The following is a 21,166-nucleotide window of genomic DNA, read 5'->3' on the forward strand; positions in this document are numbered from 1 at the left end:
CCGATTCGCTCCCGTTATTTTTTTTGCAGAAAAAACGTTTTTTTTTTCTTCCTGGCTATTGCTTTTTTTAAATTTTCTAGTATAATTAAAATGTATTCATGATCGATACAATTTAAAAAACAAGGCGACATCATGCTGAAATCAAACAAAAGCGACGAACTTTGCGTCAGGCTGCGGCAGCGGATCGCCTCGATGAAAGATGGCGAAGCGTTTCCTACGGTGCGGCAGTTGATGGCGGAATACAATGTCAGCCAGTCAACAGTGACTCCGGCGATCAACCTGCTCAAAGAAAAGGGGTTGCTGAAAGCCTACGTCGGGCGCGGCAGCTTTGTCTGCAAAAAGGAGACGACATCTCCGCGGCTGCTGCTGCTCCAGAACAACTGGCGGGCGGAGATCTTCGACCTGATGGCAGCTACGCTTCGTGCCGGGGCGGAAGCGAACGGATTTGAATTTGTCCATGAACGTTACGATTATCGTGAGGACATCACACAGTCGTTGGCGAACTACGATGCGGACATCATCGTTCTGGACGGAATCGCAAATGACCTCCTGACGCCGGAACAGATTCTGGCGATCTCCCGGAGTCCGGCGCCGGTGATTCTGAGTCGGAACTCGGTTCCGGTTCGGCAGATCAACTATGTGTGCGGCGACAACAGCGCTGCCGGCTCGAACATTGCGAATTATCTGATCAGGATGGGACATCGCAAACTCGGACTCCTCATCAACGAACCGCACCTCTATACCGTCGAAGCCTACCGGCGGGGATTTGAAAGCTGCGCCCGCGCCAATGGTTGCGAGATCACGATTCTCGACTGCGAAATGGAGCCGGGTGATCGGCCGGATCAGCAGATCGAGAAATTCATCGCGGATTACGCCGCCGGGAAATACGATTTCACCGCGCTGTTTCCGGTGAGCGCCAACGGTGCGCTCGTGGCCCGCAGGTGTCTGGATCAGCACGGGATACGGGTTCCTCAGGATCTGTCGCTCATCAGTTCCGGCTGCATAACCGGTTCGGACTGGCTCACCGTGATCGATACGGGAATGGATGAATACAAGGTTATCATCCCCCGGATGGCGAAGGACATTCTGGAACACAAAACGAATATCTCCCGGCAGATTGAGTTTCCGCAGAGGCTGCTGGAGAGGAAGTCCGTCCGGAATCTGAAACTTTCCAAGTCTCCATCCGGTAAGTTGGCTTCTTTCGGAGTGTTATCTTGATGACAGGTTTCCTATTCACATAATACGAGTTATAAACGAAAAACAAGGAGAACAAAGCGGGAAGATTACGAAAAAGATGAATCATCAGGAATTGATTTATCGCCTCTTCTCTGTTTTACCGGAGGAGAGAGAAATCCAAAAGGTTCTCGAACCTGTTTCACCTTTGCGCGAAATCAGGAGTTTTCATGACGACAGGAGTCATGTATTCAGAAGAAGAAAAACAATACAGAATCAGCAAAACGCATAACGACATGATAAGGAAAGGATCGCAAGATGAAAAACAGCGCCTGCAACTATCACAAATTATCTATTATGCGGTTCAATAACACTTCTAAATTTACGCTAATTGAGCTCCTTGTGGTGATTGCGATCATTGCAATCCTCGCCTCCATGCTGTTGCCCGCTCTCAGCCAGGCAAGGGTTGCGGCAAGGAAAACCGCCTGTACGAACAATCTCAAGCAGGTGGGCAACGCCCTGATGATGTACTCGGGTGATTACGAATACTTCCCGCCCGCCAAAAGTGCGGAGATGGGCAACCTCAACACACGCGGCTGGCACTGGCTGACCATGCCGTACCTGGGGATGGATGGAGTCTACACCGGCGGAGACTGGGCCGTTGCGGCCAAACGGCGCGAAAGCGGCGTGCTGCGCTGTCCGGAGATCGCCCCGCCCACCACCGGGCTTCTCGACCGGGTCAGCTATTCGATGTACGGATTTGGTCCGCTGGTGGTCTGGTTCGGCTTCACGCCGGCAGTGGCAGAACGGGGTGAAGCCGGCCTGACCACCACGATTTACGCGACCAAGCCGGGAGCGAAAACCACCAAGGCAGAGCCGGGATGTGCACCGCGCACTTCGACGATTCCGTTCGTCGCGGAACGGGCGCTCGACGAGGGGAAAGATGCTGCGGATCTCGCATTTCAGGATGGCAACCAGCTCGGTTACTCCTCGACCGCGTCCAGCTCCGTTCCCGTCATCACGGGAACATCTCCGCAGGGATACAGCTATTATGAATTTGCCTACCGTCACAAAGGCCGCAAAAATATCCTCTGGTTCGACGGTCATGTGGAAGACGTCAGAATTGACCAGCTCCACTGGACTGGAGTAAAACCATAATCTCCGGTCATACAAAAATTTGATTCCCCCTGAAAACATCAACATAAAGAAGGAGAAAAGAGCATGAGAAAATCATGGTTCACCTTGATCGAGCTCCTCGTGGTGATTGCGATCATCGCGATTCTGGCCTCGATGCTGCTGCCGGCGTTGCAGAACGCCCGCGAGCAGGGAAAGAAAGCGAAGTGCATCAACAACCTCAAGCAGGTTTTCGGCGGTCTGGCCCAGTATGCCGGGGATTACGGCTACTATCCGGCGGCCAAACCGAAAGTGTATCTCGACTTCAACAAGCAATGGTGGTACTTCAGAGTTGCGCCTTATGTCGGTATGAATCCCGATCCCAAAGACTGGAATGAAGCGGCGAACATCCGCAACGGCGGCGTGTTCAAGTGCGCCTCCCTGCCCACGGACGGAACACTCGACTTCTGCGGATATTCGATGAATGATTTCCAGATCGATGTGAACCCGGCCGTATTCGGGATGAGTCCGGCAGCGAAAGATCCGGGCGGGAACAACTCCTACTACGTCAAACCGGAATCGGTCGCAACCAGAAGCTGCACGAGCACCATCACCAAGCCGACGCCGTCGATGCTTGTGTTCGTCTCCGAAATCGGCCCGACAGATGATAATCCCAATACCATCCAGCCGAATATTGTCGATGGTGCCGCGTTGAACCGGATCGATAAAGAGTGCCTGAATCTCGACAGTTATTCGGCTTCGTTCCGCCACAATCGGACCAAGCCGGTTCTGTGGTTCGACGGGCACGCTTCCACCGTGCGCTATAAGGAAGTGAATTTCCAGCTGTCGCATGCACCGTACATTTAATTTCTTAAATCACAACCAGTTGGAATCATAGATCATTATGAAACACTACCATCTTTCCGCAGCAGCGCTCCTGGCACTGCTTCTCGTCGGGGTTTCGTCTATGCTTCAGGCTTCCCCGCTCACGGTCGACCTGAATGCGGGGATCAAGAAATACATCCCCGGCGGTGGTGCGCCGACCAACTACGCCTTTTCCGGCAACGGCGTCGAAGTGAGCTGGGAGACCGGCAAATCGAAATACATCGAACTGGTGTTCAACCGCCCGCTCCCCCTGCCCGAATTCGACAAAGTCGCGGTCACGGCGAAGATCGAAGCGTCCGCAGGCTGCCCCGTCCGCAGCATCGGACTGCGCCTGACCGATAAAACCAACGAGACGTTCCAGTTCTCGAAGAGCGTCGACTTTTCCAAAGGCGGCGTTCAGGAGGTGACCTGGGAGATCTCCGCCGGGCGCTGGCAGAACAGCTGGGGCGGCAATAACGACAAGAATCTCGACCAGCCGCTCAAAATCTACGGCATGGGCGTCGACTATTCGCAGGCCGTGCCCGAGACCAGTTTCCGGGTCCTCTCGGTCACGGCGCAGCCCTCGATCGCGGCAAAGGCGGCGACGTCCGCGGCGTCCGCGCTCGCGGTTGATCTCAACGCCGGAATCAAGAAATACATTCCCGGCGGCGCGGCGCCGACCAACTATGCCTTTTCCGGCAACGGCGTCGAAGTGAACTGGGAGACCGGCAAATCGAAATACATCGAGCTGGTGTTCAACCGCCCGCTCCCCCTGCCTGAATTCACCAAAGTCACGGTCACTGCGAAGATCGAAGCGCCTGCTGGCTGCCCCGTCCGCAGCATCGGACTGCGCCTGACCGATAAGACCAACGAGACGTTCCAGTTCTCGAAGAGCGTCGATTTTTCGCAGGGCGGCATCCAGGAGGTAACCTGGGAGGTCTCCGCCGGGCGCTGGCAGAACAGCTGGGGCGGCAACAACGACAAGAATCTCGACCAGCCGCTCAAAATCTACGGCATGGGCGTCGACTATTCGCAGGCCGTGCCCGAGGCCAGTTTCCGGATTCTCTCGGTCACGGCAGCGGTTTCCGGCGGAGAGAAAACGGTGGCGACTCGCCCGCTCTACGGTTTTAACCTCACCAATGCTTTCCATCGGCTCTGGGGAACCGGGCAGCCCAATCTCGGACCGGACGGACTGCTGGTCAGCGATATCCGGGGGGAGACCTCGTTCAATGACCGGATGAGCTCTCTGTTTTTTTTTCGGTCGCGTCCGGTCGCGCTCACGCTTGATGCAGCTCTGAATGCGGGAGATATCCGCTGCTACTGGGTGTTTCGCGATGCGGCGAACAAACAGTTCAAAACCGCGGAACTTCCGCTCAAACAGGGAGGAAGTCGCCTCGTCTTCCGCCTGGATGAGACGCTCGCTGCGGCGAAACTCCCGATCCGGGTCGAACGTTTCGCCCTGGTCAACTCCGGTTCAACGCCGGGGTCGGCACTTCTGACCGGCAGCACGCTCAGCGTCGAACAGCCGCTGATCGAAGCGCTGGATTTCGACATTCTCACCGGAAACGCCATCCATGTGCTGAAAACCGGAGAAGAAGGTGCGCTCCGATACCGCTTCACCAACACCTCGAATCAGGCCGGAACGTTTTCCATCTCTCTTCAATTCAAGAGTTTCACGGGGAAAACGCACGAGGAGAACTTCACTGCGGCACTTCAGCCCGGGGAATCCCGCACTTTCGCCACGGCCTGGAAACCGGAGGAGTTCGGCCACTGGGATGTGACGGCAACCATTTCGGAAAATTCCGCTCCTCAGATGCAGAACCGGACTACGCGCAGCTTCGCCTATCTGAACCCGGCCGGACCGACGCCCGGACGTGCGCCGGGGTTTCTTTTCAGTGTCTGTACGCACAGCGGCCGCTGGAGTCAGGTCGATCAGCTCCGGGAAGTGGAAGCCGCATCGATCTGCGGAGTCAAAGTCGTGCGCGACAGCATCGAATGGGGAGGAATCCAGCCGCAGCGCGGAGTCTGGAACTTCGAGAAAATGGATTTTCTCGTGAATGCCTACGAAATGGTCGGCATCGAACATCAGGCGATGTTCGCATTCACGGCACAATGGGCGGCCACGCCGGAGCGGCAGAAGTCGAAGAACTGGCTCGACTGGAACCGCAGCATGCCCGATCTTGACGCCTGGCGCGAATATGTCCGCACTGTTGCGGACCGCTATCGCGGCCGCATCCGCTACTGGGAAGTCTGGAACGAGCCGGATCTCGGCGGCTTCAATCAGATGTCGCTCGAAGAGTACGTCCAGCTCCAGAAAGCGACCTACGAGGAACTCTCCACCCACGTGCCTGAAGCGATCGTCATGACCGGTGGTTTCGCGACCATGACCGACCATCCCGGAAAAAAGAGTCCGACGTTCCACCGCGATTATCTGAATCTCGCCAAAGGTGCTTTCGAGGTTCACGCCTACCATGAGCACGGCTCTTTCCAGCAGTTTGCGCAGGTGGTCGACGAGCGGTTTCTGCCGATGCGCAGGGAGACCGGCACCACCGTGCCGTGGTACTCGAACGAAACGGCGATCCACTCTCTGAACGGCGCTGAACGCAATCAGGCGCTCACGCTCTTCAAGAAACTGATTTTCGCCTGGAGTCGCGGCGCCATCGGCTACACCTGGTACGATCTCCGCAACGATGGATTCGACCCGGTTGACGGGGAGCACAACTACGGAATGCTCACCAACGATTTCCAGCCCAAGCCGGTTTATTCGGTCTACAACATGCTCGCCGGACTTTATCGCGATATGAAGTTCGTCCGGCAGTTTGAACTCGGCACGAATCTCTGGGCGTTTGAATTCACGAACGGCAAAGAGACGCTGCTCCCGGCCTGGGATGAGTCCGGATTCGGTTCGTCGCTCACGCTCGTCGTGAAATCCGATGCGACGGCGGCTTCGACCATCGACATCATGGGCAACGAGAAACCGCAGGAACTGCTCGACGGGATGGCGCTTCTGACCCTCTCACCGATGCCGGAAACGTTGCGTCTTTCCGGAGCAAAGAGTGCGGAAATCGCCGGTCGGCTGCTGGAGGTCTCCTCGGCCGGAGTGGCGATTCCGAATCGTCCGTTCCGCTTCCGCATGAAACTGTTCAATCCGCTCGGCAGCGAACGGACGTTCCGTCTCGCACTGCAGAATCTGCCCGATTCGTTCCACGCGGCCGTTCCGGAGCAGACGATTTCCGTGCCCGCGGGCAAGACCGTCGAAGCGGAATTTGAACTTTCCGTCGATAAAAATTTCAAGGCGGAATACGGCAGTGCCTCCTCGCTGCGCGTGGCCTACTCGCTCGAGGGAACTCCCTGGCAGGGAACGTTTGTTGTTCCGATCAACTCCGCGGTCGCCATCCCGGCCGGGATGAATTTCAACCGCGCTCCGGACTTCGTTCTCGCCGACCGTTCGCAGGTCGTATCGCTGACGGCGGCCGATCCGGCACTGAACTTCCGAGTCTGGCGCGACGCGAATGATCTGAGCGCCAAAGTGTTCCTCGGCAAGGAAAACGGCGGACTCCATCTGCGCGCCCTCGTGACCGATGACAAGCACTGCCAGCCGTTTGACGGCAGCAGCGTCTGGAAAGGCGACAACATCCAGTTCGCGTTCCAGCTTCCTGGCCAGATCGGACACTGGGAGTTCGGACTCTCGCTGCTCGACTCCGGAAAACCTGAAATCCACGTATTCCAGACGCCCACGGGGTTCGACCCGGCCGTGGTGGCACAGGCGTGCCGTCTCAAGGCCAAGCGGAACGGAAACGTCACGACTTATGATTTCTCGCTGCCGAAAGCGGCCGCCGGGATGACGCCGGAGATGTTCAGCAACGGATTCCGGTTCAACCTGCTCGTGAACGACAATGACGGTGAGGGCCGTGACGGCTGGATCCACATCGCTCCGGGCATCGGCGACGCCAAGAATCCGGACAAGTTCCCGTTCATCGTATTCGACTGATCCGGGAACGATCCGGGCGGGCGCTCCAGTAACGGAACGCCCGCCCGTTTTTTGTGTCCGGATAGTGGATATTTTCCGAAACACGGCAACGACCGGATCAGAGGTTCGATTCCCCCGACCGGGAAGAGAGAACAGCTGTGTTCCGAAAGATCACCGCGGGAAGAGCGCTTTGCGCAATCCCTCCCCCGTGAAGTTGAACGCGAGCACCGCAATGAAAAGCGCGATGCCGGGGAAGAGCGTCAGATGCCAGTATTCGAGCGGGTTGTCGAACGCCTGCCGCAGCAGCCCGCCCCAGCTCGCCGTCGGCGGCTGCACCCCGAATCCGAGAAAACTCAGCCCGCTCTCGGAGAGAATCGCTCCCGCCACCCCGAATGTGAAGCTGATGAGGATCGGTCCGGTGATGTTCGGCAGCAGATGCACCGTCATTGTCCGCCACGCCGAAATTCCCACCACTTCACAGCTCTGGATATACGGCAGCGCGCGCTGCTTGAGCACCTCGCCGCGCACGAGGAATGTGAGACCGATCCAGCCGGTCAGGCCGATGACGGCAATCACCACCAGAATCGATTGCTCGAATTTGCGGTCTTTCAGAATCGACATCAAAATCAGCAGCAGCAGGAACGTCGGAAAACAGAGCAGAATCTCCACCAGCCGCATGACCGCCAGATCGAACCAGCCCCGGTAATAGCCCGCCATCAACCCGACCAGTGTCCCGATCACCAGCGCGATCGACGTGGCGAAGAGACCCACCGCCAGCGATGCGCGCGCCCCGTAGATCATGCGGCTGGCGACGTCCCGCCCGATCTCGTCGGTTCCGAGCCAGTGAGTCCGGTTCGGTTTCTCGTAGGGAGTTGCGACAATCTCAAAAGGGCCGTAGGGGATCGGGGCGAAAATCGCCCGCTCTCCGGCCTCCGCCACCGCCTTGCGGTAATCGGTCTTGTCAATGCGCGGTTTCGCCGCCGCAAACGGCACAATCAGCAGCAGCGCCGCAACGCCGCAGAAGATCCATCGCAGCAGTTTCCGCCGGACCAGAAACACGATCACAAACACAACCGGCAGAAACAGAAGAGTGAAATTGAAAAATTGCTCGATCAGAAACTCCGTCGAGTCCGGCGCAAACAGAAACGCCGCAAACGGGAAATACACCCCTTTTTCACCGCCCCAGACAACGAGCGGGCGTCCATTCGCGAGGAGCGGCGCCGCAATCGCCGGAATCAGCAGCAGCAGAATCCCGATCACCCCGAACCACCCCTGGGCGTCAGAGAAAAAACGGCGTCGTGCCGCCGCGAAAAACGAGTGCGGTCTGCCTGCGCCGTCGCTCATAAAAAACCCCGCTCCCGCAGCATCTCCAGCTCGGAGACGAGATTTGGAGTGAAGAGTTTCCGGTTCTCCAAATCGGCAAGCTCCTCTTTCGTCCAGAATCGGATCTCGTCGATCTCTTCGGTTTGAAACCGGAACGGCCCGGCAAACGTGAGCCCGTAGACCCGCACATCCTCCGACTCGATCGAGTTACGGATCTTCGAGTCGAAGAGATACCGGAGTTCGCCGGGAAATTCCGAGACCCCGAGCTCTTCGCGCAGTTCGCGCCGGGCCGCAGTGAGGTAATCTTCGCCGCAGTCGACGTGACCGCCGACGGCGGTATCCCACTTTCCCGGCTGAATATCCTTGTTCCTGGAGCGTTTCTGCAGCAGCAGCCGCTCACCGTCGGGATGGAAAATCACAACGTGACTCGTATGGTGCAGCAACGCCGGATTGCCGTGGCACTCGCTGCGCAGCGCGCGCCCGATCCGGTTGCCCGCCTCATCATAAATGTCGAAATACTCCGCCATCCCGCCTCCGGAGATCGTCCGGTCCGGAGAGAAATCCGCCTCCGGACCGGATGTCAGGTCAACTTATTTGCCGGTCTTCGCCTTGAGCCCTTCGGCATAGGCGGCCATGTTGTCCTTGAGTTTGCCGAGCGACTTCGTGATCTCGGCGATATCGCCCTGGATGCCTTTGGCCTTGTCGCCGAGCATCTCCGTGAGCGGAATCTCCTTGAGTTCATCGGTCTTGGCGGCAAGTTCGCTGGTTTTCTCCGCGATCGCCTTGGAGTATTCGTCGATGACTTTCTGGATCTTCGCGGCATCCCAGTCCGCGATTTCCTGCCGGATCTCTTCGGGCGTCTTGTTCTCGTCGACGCTGCTGCCGCAACCGGTCAACATTCCCGCCGCGACGAACGCACACGCGAGGGTCATTGCGATCTTCTTCATGATTCCATATCCCTTCTTTACATTTCGCACGACTGAACCATTCAGCCGCGGATGAGTTTCAACAATTCGTCGCGCTTCTCTTCCATAAGCGCTTCGGTATCAGCCTCGACAATCAGCCGCAGCAGCGGCTCGGTGTTCGAGCTGCGGACGTTGAACCACCAGTGCGGATACTCCGAAGAGATGCCGTCGAGCTCGTACATGTTGCCGTCGGCATAGCGTTTCCGGATCGCATCGAGAATCGGCTTCGTATCCGCGACTTTCGAGTTGATCTCGCCGGAGGAGAAATATTTGCGCAGCGGAGCAACGAGTTCGCTCACGGGCTTGTTCTTCTTGCAGATGAGGTTCGCGAGCTTGATGAGCGCAAGTCCCTGGCATTCCGCCGTGAAGTTCTCCTTGAAGTAGTAGTGGCCCGAGAGTTCACCCGCGAACACCGCGTCGTTCTCACGCATCTGCGCCTTGATGAACGCATGGCCAACCCGGCTCTGGATCGCCTTGCCGCCATTCTCGCGGATGCACTCCGGCACCGCGCGGCTGCTGCGCAGATCGTACAGAATCGTCGCGGGGCCGTCCGAGAGGATGTCCTGCGCGATCAATGCCGTAAAGAGGTCCATCGGAATGACCTCCCCCTTGTCGTCGATGAAGCCGCAGCGGTCCGCATCGCCGTCGAACGCCGCACCGAAATCGGCGCCCACCTCGACCACTTTCTTCCGAATCGCGTCGAGCGTCGAAAGATGCAGCGGGTTCGCCTCATGATTCGGGAACGTGCCGTCGAGCGTGTCGTACATCGGAACGATGTCGAAGAGATCCGTAATTCCACCGATCTCATAGAGCCCCATCGCGTTCGCATAGTCGACCACGACTTTCAGCTTGCGGTCCATCTTCGCAAACTTGCGCAGAAATGCCGCATACTCCGGCTTGATGTCGTAAGTCGTGATTTTTCCAGGAGTTACATCCTTTTTCCACGCCTCAGTTTCGACGATCTTCTGAATATCCATGATTCCGGTCGCGCCGGAAATCGGAACCGCGTTCGCCTTGCAGAGCTTGAAACCGTTCCACTCGCCGGGGTTGTGACTCGCAGTGATCATCACGCTGCCGTCCGCTTTCAGCGTGCCGTTCGCAAAATAGCTCTGCGGCGTCGAGCAGAGACCGATGTCGATCACGTCCGCGCCCTGTTCGGTCATTCCTTTCGCCAGCGCCTGAAACAGCGGCTCCGAGTGCGGACGCATATCACGACCGACCACGACTTTTTTCGCACCGGTGAACGTGATGTACGCCCGGCCGATCTTCTCAGCCATGGCGGCGTCGAGGTCAACCGGGTAAATTCCACGGATATCGTATGCTTTGAAAATTCCAGACATGTTTTCTCTCCTTCCTCTATCGGGTTAAAAAACTCATCAATTTCCGCTTCCAGCCGGTGAACGGCGGATAACGGACCGGCCAGTCGATCAGCGTCGACTGTTTCATCACCGGTTTGTAATGAGTGAATGTATCAAACGTATATTTCCCATGATAACGGCCGATGCCGCTCGCACCGACCCCGCCGAACGGCAGCCCCGGATTGATGAAGTGCATCACCACGTCATCGAACACCACCGCACCGGAACTCGTGGCCGCAAGCAGCGTCTTCCGGAATGCGCGGCTCCCCCCGAAGCAGTAGAGAGCCAACGGCTTCGGACGCCCGACCAACATCGAAAGCAGCTCCTCCTCCGAATGAAACTCCAGAACCGGCAGAATCGGCCCGAAAATCTCCCGCTCCATCAGCGGATCATCCCGGGAGATCCCGTCGATCACGGTCGGAGCGATACAGAAACGGTCGGGGTTGCGTTCCCCTCCCGCGACGAGCCGTCCATGTTCCGCGAGTTTCGCAAGCCGTTCGTACTGCTTCTCATCGATGATCCACGGATAATCGGGATTGTTCACCGGATCATCCCCGTAAAACGCCCGGATGCTCTGCCGCAGCTCGACCAGAAACGACTCCCGGGCCTCATGCTCCACAAGCAGATAATCGGGGGCGATGCAGGTCTGACCGGCATTCGTGAACTTTCCCCAGGCGATCCGCTTCGCCGCGAGCGCAAGGTCGGCATCCTTGCGGACGATGCAGGGACTCTTTCCCCCGAGTTCCAGCGTAACCGGCGTCAGCGTCCGGGCGGCGGCTTCATAGACCCGCCGCCCCGCAGCTTCCCCGCCGGTAAAAAAGATGTAGTCGAATTTCTCGTTCAAAAGTTCGTCGAACGCAAGCTCCTCGTGAACGGCGATCATCTCGCCGTTCGGGAAACACTCTTCGATCATCCAGCGCAGAAACTGCGTCGTGCGCTGCGATTTATCCGGCAATTTGAGTACAACCCGGTTGCCGGCGGCGAGCGCTCCCGCCGCCGGTTCGAGCGCCAGCAGCAACGGGTAATTCCAGGTCGCAAACACCAGCACCTGCCCGTAAGGCTCCGGCACGATCCGACCGCTCGCCGGAAAATTCAGAATCGAAAGGCCCGCCCGCTTCGGCTTCGCGAGACGCGGCAGTTTCCGAATCATGAAACGCAGTGCGTCGCACGCAGGCATAAATTCGGTCATCGCCGCCTCAAACTCCGACTTGTGCAGATCGGCGTTCAGTGCGGAATAGACTTTGTCCCGGTTCGCCCGCAGAAAATCGAGCATGTGCCGCAACATCTCCCGGCGGCGGCACACCGAGTCACGCCCCCCCCGCCGGAAGAACTCCCGGTTCGCCTCCAGCGCCGCCAGAACCGCTTCCCGGCCGGAACTCTTTTCCGCCATATTCATCGCAGATAGCATCTCCTGACCCGCGTACCGATCGAACAGAGAATATCGTAGGCATGGGTTCCCTTGAGCTGCGCCCAGTCATCGAGCGTGATCCGCTGCCCGCCCTGAGTGCCGACACAGACCACCTCGTCGCCCGGTTGCGCCTCCGGCGCATTCTCGAGCGAAATCGTCGTGTAATCCATCGAGATCCGGCCGAGCACCGGACAGAGCTGCCCGTTCACGAGCACATACCCGCGGTTCGACAGCGCCAGCGGCAGCCCGTCGGCATACCCCGCCGCGATCGTCCCGACCCGCGTATCCCGCAGCAGACGGTGCATGCGCCCGTACCCGATTGAAGATCCGGCCGCCAGCGTCCGCACCGCGGCGAGTTTCGTCTTGAGCTCCACCACGGGAGAGAGCCGCATCGACGGATGCACCTCCGGATCGTAATAACCGTACAGATTGATCCCGCAGCGCGCAAGCGTAAACGGCAACTTCGTACTCTCCGGAAAGTTGTTCAAAGCATCCGAAGCGGCGATGTGAACATCCGGAAACGTCATCCCCTCCGCCGCCAGCTCCGCCAGCAGCGCCTTGAACAACGCCAGCTGCCCGAGCGTGTAATCGTCGTGCCTCAAAAAGGCGTTTGAGCAGTGCGAATAAATCGAGTCGAACACCAGATTCGGCAAGCCGCGCATCGCAAGAATCTCGCGCGCCGCATTCGCCGCAGGCATTCCGAGCCGCCCCATGCCGGAGTCGACCGTCACCGCGCAGTGCACCGTCCGGTTCTGCCGGACCGCCTCGGCACTGATCTTCCGCGCCATGCCGAAGTCGTTCAGAGGGCAGACCACGCCGTGTTCCACCGCCGGAGCGATCTCGTTCGGCAGCAGATTCCCGAGAATCTGCACCGGCAGCCCGAGCGGAATGAGTTCCAGCGCCTCATTGATCTCCGCCACGCCGAAACATGCCGCACCGGCATCGCGCACCACCTCCGCCACCGGCAGGACACCGAGCCCATAGGCGTTCGCCTTGAGCACCGCCATGAGCTTCGCGGGGGCGACCCGCCGCCGGATCTCATGGACGTTTTCCGCAAGTTTCCTCAAATCGACTTCGAGATTGACTCGACTCTCCTGATTCATCTTCACCACCATCGCGCGTTCCGCCGCGCCTGTCTGAACCATCCGGCAGCATCTGTGCCGCCGGGCTTTCCACAAAATTACTTCGCGTACTCCACGGAACGGGTTTCGCGGATGATCGTCACCTTGATCTGACCCGGATAGGTCATCTCCTTTTCGATCCGGCTGCAGATGTCGCGGGCGAGAATCTGCGCCTCACCCTCGCTGACTTTCTCCGGCACGACCACCACGCGGATCTCGCGCCCCGCCTGCAGCGCAAAGCAGGATTCGACCCCCGCAAATTCATGCGCAATCGACTCGAGCTGTTCGAGCCGCTTCAGATAGAGTTCGGTCGTCTCACTGCGGGCTCCCGGACGCGATGCGCTCAACGTGTCGCACGCGCTGATGAGAATGTCGTACAGACTGTCCGGCTCGATCTCGCCGTGGTGCGCCGCAACCGCGTGAACCACATCTTTCGCCTCGTTGTGCTTGCGCAGCAAATCCGCGCCGATCTGCGCGTGCGGCCCCTCGACCTCATGGTCGATCGCCTTGCCGAGGTCATGGAAGAGCCCGATCCGTTTCGCTTTCTGTTCGTCGAGCCCGATCTCCGCCGCAATCATCCCCATGAAATAAGCGGTTTCGAGCGAATGCTGCAGCACATTCTGCGAAAAGCTGTAGCGGTATTTCAAACGTCCGAGCAGCTTCATGATCTGCGGCGAAACCCCCTGAATGCCGGTCTCGAGAACGGCGGCCTCGCCGACCTGGTAGAGCTCCTCCTCAAGTTCTTTGCCGATCTTCTTGGCGAGCTCTTCGACGCGGGTCGGATGAATCCGCCCGTCGCTGATCAGCCGCTCCATCAACTGCCGCGCAACCTCCTTGCGAACCGGATCGAAGCAGCTGATGACCACCGCCTCAGGCGTATCGTCGATCAGGATGCTCACTCCCGTCGCCGCCTCGATCGCCCGGATGTTGCGTCCCTCACGGCCGATGATCCGCCCTTTCATCTCGTCATTCGGAAGCGGGATCGTCGCCGTGGTACGCTCGTAGGTGCAGTCGCTCGCATAACGCTGGATCGCGTAGGTCAGAATCCGGCGCGCCTCGCGCTCGCTGCGCGCTTTCGCCTCTTCAAGCTGATTCCGGACCATGATGCCGGATTCGTTTTTGATCTCGTTCTTGAGCTTCTCAAGCAGCATGCTGCGCGCCTCTTCGCGTCCGAGCTGTGCAATGCGTTCGAGTTCATCGATCTGCCGCGAAATGCTTTTCGAGAGCTCCTGTTCGCGGTTCGAGAGGCGTTCGCGCAGCGTTTCAATCTCCTTTTCCTGCTTTTCGAGATTCTTCGCCTTGGCGTCCATCGAATCGGCGCGCCGGTCAAGCAGCTCTTCGCGCTGCGCAAGCCGTTTCTCGTTGCCGGCCTGCTCGCGACGGCGCTCCTTGATCTCCTGTTCGCAATCCTCCCGCATTTTGAGCGTCTCGCCCTTCGCGGAGACCCGGGCATCGCGCAGAATATGTTCCGCTTCCCGCTGCGCATCCTGGCGGATCTTGTCGGCCGCCTTGCTCGCAGCACCTTTCTGCATCTTCTGAATCCAGGTGTTCAAAATGATTCCGGCCGCGACCCCCGTCACGCAGAAGATACACGCAACCGCAATCAACGCCCAGTAGGAAACCAGTCCGCCCCCGGTCACCAGATCCGGTTCCGCAACATCAATCGGCACCCGGGCTGCCGCTGCCCACAAAAGAGTGTTCATTCCCTCATCCCTTTTCATTGCGGGCTCCTCCCCCCGGAAGCGCCCCTTTTTCATAAAAAAACAATAATTAAAACTCCAATATCTCTTCTTCAGTCACCGCGAAACCGACCTTGCGGTCATGCGACTCCTGAGGCAGATCATCAGCCATCTGGCAGCCGTAGACAACCGCGACGACCGCCCCGCCCTCCCGAGCCAGCATCCGGTCGTAAAACCCTCCGCCGCGCCCGAGCCTGACCCCATGCCGGTCACATGCGACCGCAGGAACCAGAAACAGCATCTGCGCCAGAATACCGGCCGGCGCCGCCGGGAGCTCCGGTCGCGGCTCGAGAAGCCCGAACTTCGCCCGGATCAGCCCGCTTTCGGGATCATCCACCCCGACAAGCTCGTACTCTTTCCTTTCCGCGACGTAACGCGGAAAATAAAACCGTTTCCCCTCCTCGTTCCAGAGCGCGCTCAAGTCCGGTTCCGTCCCGTCCGTGGCGTAGACCGCCACATGGCCGGTCGCTCGAAAGCAGCTCATTTTCCGGATGTTCCGGCAGATCGCCGCATCGGCTTTCCGCCGCTCTTCGACTCCGAGCGCCCGGCGCAAAGCCAGAAACCGGGAACGCAACTCCTGCTTATCCATTCGCAGCCGCCTCTTTCCCGTATTGCCGGAGACTGCGCCAGTAATCGATCCTCTCTTTGATTTTCGACTCGTAACCGATTTCCAGCGGTTCGTAATACCGCTTTTCCACCGACAAATACTCCTGCACCGCAAACCCGCCTGTGGAGTGCGGATTCACGTAACCCGCACCATGTCCCAGCGCCGCCGCACCTTTGTAATGGGCGTCCCGCAACGCAAACGGCACCGGCAGGACCCGTTTCTTCGCCACATCCTCCGCCGCCAGCTCCATCGCCCGGAACGAAGCGTTGCTCTTCGGCGCCGTCGCACAGTAGGTCACGGCCTGCCCGAGAATGATCCGCGCCTCAGGCAGCCCGATCATCTCCACGGCCCGCATCGCATCGACCGCGACCGAAAGCGCCCGCGGATCCGCATTCCCGACATCTTCCGAGGCGAAAATCACGATCCGTCTCGCGATAAAGCGGATATCCTCCCCCGCCTGAAGCATCAGCGCCAGGTAATAGAGCGCCGCATCCGGATCGCTGCCGCGCATGCTCTTGATGAATGCCGACGCCGTATCGTAATGACCGTCGTCCCCGTAGGAAACCATCTTGCGCTGCACGGAAGCCTCCACTGCGGGAAGCCCCACCCGGACCACCCCGTCCGGATCGGCGGGAGTGGTCAAAACGGCGATTTCAAGCGCATTGAGCGTCCGCCGGGCGTCCCCCTCGCAGACCGAAGCGAGAAACGAAGCCGCATCTTCGGCCAGTTCGATCTTCCGCCCCGCAAATCCGCGCTCATCCGCGAGCGCGTTGGCGATGAGTCTGCGCACTTCGGATTCCGCGAGCGGGCGCAGCTCGAACACCAGCGACCGGGAGAGGAGCGCGCTGACCACGTGAAACTGCGGATTGAACGTGGTCGCCCCGACCAGACGGACATTCCCGTTCTCGACGTCCGGCAGCAGAGAATCCTGCTGCGAACGGCTGAAACGGTGAATTTCATCGACAAAGAGAATGGTTTTACGCCCGCCGGCCCGGCGTCGCGCCACCGCAGCGGCGATCTCGCGCCGGATGTCCGCCACACTCGAGGTCACGCCGGAAAGCCGGACGAATACCGAACCGCTCAAATTCGCGATGATTTCACTCAGCGAGGTTTTCCCGGTTCCGGGCGGTCCGTAGAGGATGATCGAACTGAAGCGGTCCGACTCGATCGCCCGCCGCAGCAGACACCCCGCCCCGAGCAGATGCTCCTGGCCGATGTACTCGGAGAGCGAACGGGGACGCAGACGCGCGGCCAGCGGCATATCCGCCCCGGGGAGATCCTCCCCGGCGGACGTCGCCGTGTCCGCACCCTCACTCCACTCGAACAAACTCTCTTCCATCTCGCTGATTCTCCGAACAAACAGATCGTCCCGTCACGCGAAGAACCGCAAAACAACTTGATCAGGCTGGTCAAACAGGAAGAGACCGGGAATCCGTCACCTCTCCTCCATTGCCGGGAAAGGATCGGTTCCATCTCCATTTCGTCACGACACGCCTCCGGCAAAGGAGAGCGTTTATGTGAAGGCGGAGCTGTTCCGCCGTGACCCTTTCATCATGCCTTGACCGCACCGAGGCGATCCCCGCACTGCCCTTCGTCATTCCGCAGTCCCGCCGAAGCGGCCCGCTATCTAAAAAAGCGCACAATTCAACGCCGCTAATATTATAGCACAAATTGCGGCAGAATAAAAATCGCTTTCCCGGATTTCAATAAAAAAATCAAAAAAAAACGGATTGCTTCCCTTTGCAAACAGCAACCGTCCGCAGCAGTTCCTCTGAGCGACCTCCTGCAGAAAAGAATTCCAACGCACCCCGCTTTCCATTCGGAATGTATTTCGCCGGGGAGAGCATGGTTTCGTTTGATGCAGACGCAGACGAATCTGCCGGACGGGATCCCCCCATTTCCGACACAGGAGCTCTTCCGTTTGCATGCCTTGACCGGAAATCCCCCGATAAAATCCATCAGAGCAGTTGAAAAATCCTCTCGAAACCGCTATAATATATGGAATGCGGGAGGAACTCATGAAACATATCCTGATTGCTCTGTTCCTGACGGCTCTGAGCTTTCAAGTTGCGGCGGTGGAACGGAAAACCGCCGCGCAGATCAACCCGGACGAGCTGATTGCCGAAACGCAGCAAGACGTTTCCCAATCCCGGGATCATATCGCCTTTGTCTGGTACATTCCCTCGGAATACTGGACCGCCGGGAGCAACGCAGACACCCGGCTGCCGGGCGAAGAGCAGGAACAAATTCAGCAGACGATGGCAAATCTCACCGTTATCGCCATTGTGCAGGGAGATTATCCCCCGATCGGTCCGGTCCGTTATTACGACCGGAATTATCTGTTGAAAACGGTCCGTTTTTTCCGGGTCGACGCCGAGGGGGAGCGCCATCCTCTGCAACCGTACCAATCCGTCACCCGGCCGGTGCGAATGCTGATCGGCTCGATCGCGCCCGCGCTGGGGGCGACCATCGGCAGCCTCGGAGATAATCTGCAATTTTTTGTATTCAACGACCAGACCCTCGACCGGAAACGTCTGATGGATCCGGGACTTCCCGGCGGTCTGATCGTCGAACTGACCGGGAAAGAGGGGCGGAGTCTCCAGGCGGAATTCGAGTTTCCCTTGAATTCCCTCTATGTCCCGCGCAAATGTCCGAACGGGAAGCCCGCACACATCAGTTGGCGCTACTGCCCCTGGACCGGGAAAAAACTTCCGGAATAAACCGCCTCTTTTGCGTTGCAGGTGCAACGAGGAGTGTCCAGTTCCGGAGGGAGTACATCGGTCATGAAAGACGCTGTCGGATAAGTGCTTCATTGTTTGAAAGCCGGATGTCGGTTTCCAAAGCTCTCAATCAATGGCAGCGAATTGATTCATGAGTTTATTGTCACCGATTTATCAGTAGTTGTATCACATAAATCGTTCTATTGCAGTATCTCATCAGCGTGTCGAATCGGTTGTCTCAAACGGGTCGATGATCCGGAGCGGAAATTTCATACCTGCCACTCTTCCGTTATCTGCGCCTCCCCCCCTGCCCGGACAACTCGAATTGTTGCAAGCCGACGGCGGAAAGAGTCTTGCGTTACTGTATCACGCACTCTGCCGATTGCAAGTTCCACAAGCAGAAACATCCCATCCCGCATGATCCGGACTGCAGCGTCTGCGCCCGACCGGGCAGCCCGGAATACCGCCGCACGAAGTTCCGGCATGAACTCGAACAAAGGGAAATCGCCGATCCCAAATAACGTCGGCCTTTCCGGATTCCGTCAACGGGAGACACTGCCCCATGCAGCGATCCGAACCGGAAGAAGTGGTTTCGGAAGCAGACTGCGGGAGATTCCGGGCAAAGAAAATCCCACTTTTTTTCATTTTGCTCTTGACATGAAACGCCCTTTCTGGTATAATTAATACTGTCTAGACAATATAAAATGATTTTTCAAAATGAGTATACAAAGTTCTGTTTTCAAAAACGAAAATTCCCGGCACAACGAACTCAAAGCGTGCCTGCTCGATCAAATCGGGCGCAGTGACTGCAATATGCGGCTGCCTTCGGAGACGGCGCTGGCGAAGCAGTTCAACGTCTGCCGGGCTACGATGAACAAAGTGATGGTGGAGCTGGAGCGTGAGGGATATGTCGTGCGCCGACCCGGCAAAGGGACTTTCGTCTCGCCGCGGGACAAGACGGTCGAGAGCAGCGCGGCGCGAAACGGCAGCCGGACGGTGATGATCGCATATCCGGACTTCTTCGCCTATCCGCTGTGGCAGGCGGTTCACTTTGCGGAGATGCTCGCATTGAAGCAGAACTTGCGGTTGATCAACTTCAAGATGCAGGCGGAGACGGACTACGCGACCTTGTTTCATGTTATACAGCAGAACCCGGATCTGGAGGGGATTCTGATGATCCCGCCCGCAACCGGAATGCCACGCCCGGTGTTGCGGCAGCTCGACGCTCTCAACATCCCCTGCGTGCTGCAGATTTCGCAGGAGAATGTGTCGATCTACCGCAACTTATGCACGATCGACTGGGATCACTTCAAATCCGGTTATCTGCGAATGAAAGCGCTGCTCGCCCGCGGGCATCGCAAAATCGGTTTTGTGGAGAACGAGCCGGGGCGGCTTGCCGCAACGGACCGCGGCATCCATCATGCGTTGCGGGAGTACGGGCTGCGTCAGCAGCATCTGCTGCGGTCGAAAATAGCGGCGTCCTCCTGGAAAGATCCGGTTGAAACCGGCTATCACCAGACTGCGGAGCTGCTGGAACATCATCCGGAACTTACTGCGCTTCTGGTCGATACATTTCCGGGGGCGTACGGTGCGCTGCGCGCGATTGATGAGCGCGGGTTGCGCTGTCCCGCGGACGTTTCGCTTGTCACGGCAATGGATATGATGAGTTACGGCCGTCTCTCCCGGCCCGCGCTCACGACCGTACTGGGAAACTCCGAGGCGCTGATCGAAAGGATGTTCCAGATGATCCTCGGCGGCAGATCGGATGTTCCCCGCCACGTTGTGCAGGATGTCGAACTCATTGAACGAGAAAGCATCAGGACGCTTTCCTGAAATAAAACTACCAACCCAAAGGAGTTAGAGAAATGCAACACACACAAGTTTTTTCTGCAGCGGGGAACCGCGTTTCGCATTTGCGAAACAGGCAGTTGAGCGTTTCACGGGAAGAGAGAGGAAGAGCGCATCGTTCCATTTTCACATTGATTGAACTTCTTGTCGTAATTGCGATCATCGCGATTCTCGCCTCCATGCTGATGCCGGCATTAAATCAGGCGCGAGCCTCGGCACGTAAAACCAAATGCACCGGGAATGCCAAGCAGATCGGACTCGCCTCACTGATGTATGTCGATAATAATGGCGGATTTCTATTTGAAAACGGTAACAATGGATTCCCGACCTGGCATCAACTTCTGAAACCATACACGATAAATAATCAGACCAATCGAAATTTCTGGTGGTGTCCGGAAGATTTCGTCAATCTGAACATAGCGAATATTTCCGAACGCTTTGACTCCTGTCGCGTTTCCTATGGATTCAACCGTGATTATCTGCGCGGTTACAAGGTCGCGCGGGCCAAATACTTTTCGACGGCCGTGATGTTCGCTGAAGCTGCGACCGACCTCTCCTCGAACCCGAGCGGTTACTTTTTCGCCAAAGCGCTTCCCGACACTTCGCAACCCCAGGCGTATCCGTTCCACAAACGCGATTGCAACGTGATCTGGCTGGACGGCCATGTTTCCTTTGCCCACTCCATCACAGGGACTCCGGGAACGGCGGGCGTCACGCGGGGACTTTACAATAACGATCAACTCGGTCTCAGCTGGGGAGAACCACAGTACAAACCTTATAATAAATGGAATCCGGGCGAGCGGAAATAACCATTTTCCGCCGGTGTTATCAATCATTCAGAAAAGGCCAGTTCATCATGTCACTCACCAAACTCTTCACTTTTCTCCTCCTCGCGGCTCTGGCTCCGCTGCTGCCGGCTGTTGAGGTGGTGCTCGACGGCTGCCGCGCCACCAACAG

16 protein-coding genes are annotated in these 21,166 nt (G+C 58.0%); 7 read left to right on the top strand and 9 right to left on the bottom strand.

Translation table 11 applies throughout. The annotated features are described in order from the left end of the window. Nucleotides 1-132: 132 nt before the first annotated feature. The 4 genes from Q0J85_RS13790 (at nucleotide 133) to Q0J85_RS13805 (ending at nucleotide 7,141) form a co-directional block, all read left to right on the top strand. Entirely contained in the window at nucleotides 133-1,218 is a 1,086-nt protein-coding gene (locus tag Q0J85_RS13790; RefSeq protein WP_294482697.1) for a GntR family transcriptional regulator, read from the top strand. A gap of 312 nt (nucleotides 1,219-1,530) precedes the next feature. Continuing rightward, nucleotides 1,531-2,331 carry a DUF1559 domain-containing protein gene (locus Q0J85_RS13795; protein ID WP_367274667.1) on the top strand — a complete coding sequence of 267 codons (801 nt, stop codon included), beginning with the start codon at nucleotides 1,531-1,533 and terminating at the stop codon, nucleotides 2,329-2,331. Between the two features lie 63 nt (nucleotides 2,332-2,394). Then, the gene (locus tag Q0J85_RS13800; RefSeq protein WP_294482699.1) at nucleotides 2,395-3,153 is read left to right on the top strand and encodes a type II secretion system protein; all 759 of its coding nucleotides are present in this window, start codon (nucleotides 2,395-2,397) and stop codon (nucleotides 3,151-3,153) included. Nucleotides 3,154-3,190: 37 nt separating this feature from the next. Further along, nucleotides 3,191-7,141: an endo-1,4-beta-xylanase gene (locus Q0J85_RS13805; RefSeq protein WP_294482701.1), complete on the top strand. Its 3,951-nt coding sequence runs from the start codon at nucleotides 3,191-3,193 to the stop codon at nucleotides 7,139-7,141. Between the two features lie 150 nt (nucleotides 7,142-7,291). Here Q0J85_RS13805 and Q0J85_RS13810 read toward each other — a convergent pair whose 3' ends face one another. From Q0J85_RS13810 to Q0J85_RS13850, 9 genes are all read right to left on the bottom strand, one after another. Beyond that, nucleotides 7,292-8,464 (bottom strand): ABC transporter permease, encoded by a 1,173-nt coding sequence (locus Q0J85_RS13810; RefSeq protein WP_294482703.1) that lies wholly within the window; start codon nucleotides 8,462-8,464, stop codon nucleotides 7,292-7,294. Beyond that, nucleotides 8,461-8,970, bottom strand: coding sequence for an NUDIX domain-containing protein (locus Q0J85_RS13815; RefSeq protein ID WP_294482705.1), 510 nt, complete (start codon nucleotides 8,968-8,970; stop codon nucleotides 8,461-8,463). Before Q0J85_RS13815 ends, Q0J85_RS13810 begins: the two co-directional genes overlap by 4 nt. A gap of 63 nt (nucleotides 8,971-9,033) precedes the next feature. After that, nucleotides 9,034-9,390, bottom strand: a complete 357-nt coding sequence (locus Q0J85_RS13820; RefSeq protein WP_294482707.1) for a hypothetical protein — start codon at nucleotides 9,388-9,390, stop codon at nucleotides 9,034-9,036. Nucleotides 9,391-9,431: 41 nt separating this feature from the next. Then, nucleotides 9,432-10,748, bottom strand: coding sequence for a phosphomannomutase/phosphoglucomutase (locus Q0J85_RS13825; RefSeq protein WP_294482708.1), 1,317 nt, complete (start codon nucleotides 10,746-10,748; stop codon nucleotides 9,432-9,434). 16 nt (nucleotides 10,749-10,764) lie between these two features. Beyond that, nucleotides 10,765-12,162 carry an aldehyde dehydrogenase family protein gene (locus Q0J85_RS13830; RefSeq protein ID WP_294482711.1) on the bottom strand — a complete coding sequence of 466 codons (1,398 nt, stop codon included), beginning with the start codon at nucleotides 12,160-12,162 and terminating at the stop codon, nucleotides 10,765-10,767. Beyond that, nucleotides 12,159-13,319: an alanine racemase gene (gene alr, locus Q0J85_RS13835; protein ID WP_294482712.1), complete on the bottom strand. Its 1,161-nt coding sequence runs from the start codon at nucleotides 13,317-13,319 to the stop codon at nucleotides 12,159-12,161. The genes Q0J85_RS13830 and alr overlap by 4 nt, the downstream gene beginning before the upstream one ends. A gap of 35 nt (nucleotides 13,320-13,354) precedes the next feature. Continuing rightward, entirely contained in the window at nucleotides 13,355-14,998 is a 1,644-nt protein-coding gene (rny, locus tag Q0J85_RS13840; protein ID WP_294482714.1) for a ribonuclease Y, read from the bottom strand. 67 nt (nucleotides 14,999-15,065) lie between these two features. Further along, a complete protein-coding gene (locus tag Q0J85_RS13845) occupies nucleotides 15,066-15,623 on the bottom strand; it encodes a 5-formyltetrahydrofolate cyclo-ligase (protein WP_294482716.1) in 558 nt (185 codons plus the stop codon). Next, on the bottom strand, nucleotides 15,616-16,980 hold the full coding sequence (locus tag Q0J85_RS13850) for a replication-associated recombination protein A (RefSeq protein ID WP_294482717.1): 1,365 nt from the start codon (nucleotides 16,978-16,980) through the stop codon (nucleotides 15,616-15,618). The genes Q0J85_RS13845 and Q0J85_RS13850 overlap by 8 nt, the downstream gene beginning before the upstream one ends. Before the next feature lie 679 nt (nucleotides 16,981-17,659). Here Q0J85_RS13850 and Q0J85_RS13855 point away from each other — a divergent pair. The 3 genes from Q0J85_RS13855 (at nucleotide 17,660) to Q0J85_RS13865 (ending at nucleotide 21,018) form a co-directional block, all read left to right on the top strand. Beyond that, nucleotides 17,660-18,361, top strand: coding sequence for a hypothetical protein (locus tag Q0J85_RS13855; protein ID WP_294482719.1), 702 nt, complete (start codon nucleotides 17,660-17,662; stop codon nucleotides 18,359-18,361). Nucleotides 18,362-19,078: 717 nt separating this feature from the next. Beyond that, on the top strand, nucleotides 19,079-20,194 hold the full coding sequence (locus Q0J85_RS13860; protein WP_294482721.1) for a LacI family DNA-binding transcriptional regulator: 1,116 nt from the start codon (nucleotides 19,079-19,081) through the stop codon (nucleotides 20,192-20,194). Nucleotides 20,195-20,289: 95 nt separating this feature from the next. Continuing rightward, nucleotides 20,290-21,018: a type II secretion system protein gene (locus Q0J85_RS13865; protein ID WP_294482723.1), complete on the top strand. Its 729-nt coding sequence runs from the start codon at nucleotides 20,290-20,292 to the stop codon at nucleotides 21,016-21,018. Nucleotides 21,019-21,166 lie beyond the last annotated feature (148 nt).

The organism is uncultured Victivallis sp., assembly GCA_944389935.1.
Lineage (GTDB): Bacteria > Verrucomicrobiota > Lentisphaeria > Victivallales > Victivallaceae > Victivallis.

Coding starts and splice junctions, on each gene's coding strand:
- Q0J85_RS13790 (WP_294482697.1), top strand. CDS start 133: ATGCTGAAATCAAACAAAAGCGACGAACTTTGCGTCAGGCTGCGGCAG.
- Q0J85_RS13795 (WP_367274667.1), top strand. CDS start 1,531: ATGCGGTTCAATAACACTTCTAAATTTACGCTAATTGAGCTCCTTGTG.
- Q0J85_RS13800 (WP_294482699.1), top strand. CDS start 2,395: ATGAGAAAATCATGGTTCACCTTGATCGAGCTCCTCGTGGTGATTGCG.
- Q0J85_RS13805 (WP_294482701.1), top strand. CDS start 3,191: ATGAAACACTACCATCTTTCCGCAGCAGCGCTCCTGGCACTGCTTCTC.
- Q0J85_RS13810 (WP_294482703.1), bottom strand. CDS start 8,464: ATGAGCGACGGCGCAGGCAGACCGCACTCGTTTTTCGCGGCGGCACGA.
- Q0J85_RS13815 (WP_294482705.1), bottom strand. CDS start 8,970: ATGGCGGAGTATTTCGACATTTATGATGAGGCGGGCAACCGGATCGGG.
- Q0J85_RS13820 (WP_294482707.1), bottom strand. CDS start 9,390: ATGAAGAAGATCGCAATGACCCTCGCGTGTGCGTTCGTCGCGGCGGGA.
- Q0J85_RS13825 (WP_294482708.1), bottom strand. CDS start 10,748: ATGTCTGGAATTTTCAAAGCATACGATATCCGTGGAATTTACCCGGTT.
- Q0J85_RS13830 (WP_294482711.1), bottom strand. CDS start 12,162: ATGAATATGGCGGAAAAGAGTTCCGGCCGGGAAGCGGTTCTGGCGGCG.
- alr (WP_294482712.1), bottom strand. CDS start 13,319: ATGGTTCAGACAGGCGCGGCGGAACGCGCGATGGTGGTGAAGATGAAT.
- rny (WP_294482714.1), bottom strand. CDS start 14,998: ATGAACACTCTTTTGTGGGCAGCGGCAGCCCGGGTGCCGATTGATGTT.
- Q0J85_RS13845 (WP_294482716.1), bottom strand. CDS start 15,623: ATGGATAAGCAGGAGTTGCGTTCCCGGTTTCTGGCTTTGCGCCGGGCG.
- Q0J85_RS13850 (WP_294482717.1), bottom strand. CDS start 16,980: ATGGAAGAGAGTTTGTTCGAGTGGAGTGAGGGTGCGGACACGGCGACG.
- Q0J85_RS13855 (WP_294482719.1), top strand. CDS start 17,660: ATGAAACATATCCTGATTGCTCTGTTCCTGACGGCTCTGAGCTTTCAA.
- Q0J85_RS13860 (WP_294482721.1), top strand. CDS start 19,079: ATGAGTATACAAAGTTCTGTTTTCAAAAACGAAAATTCCCGGCACAAC.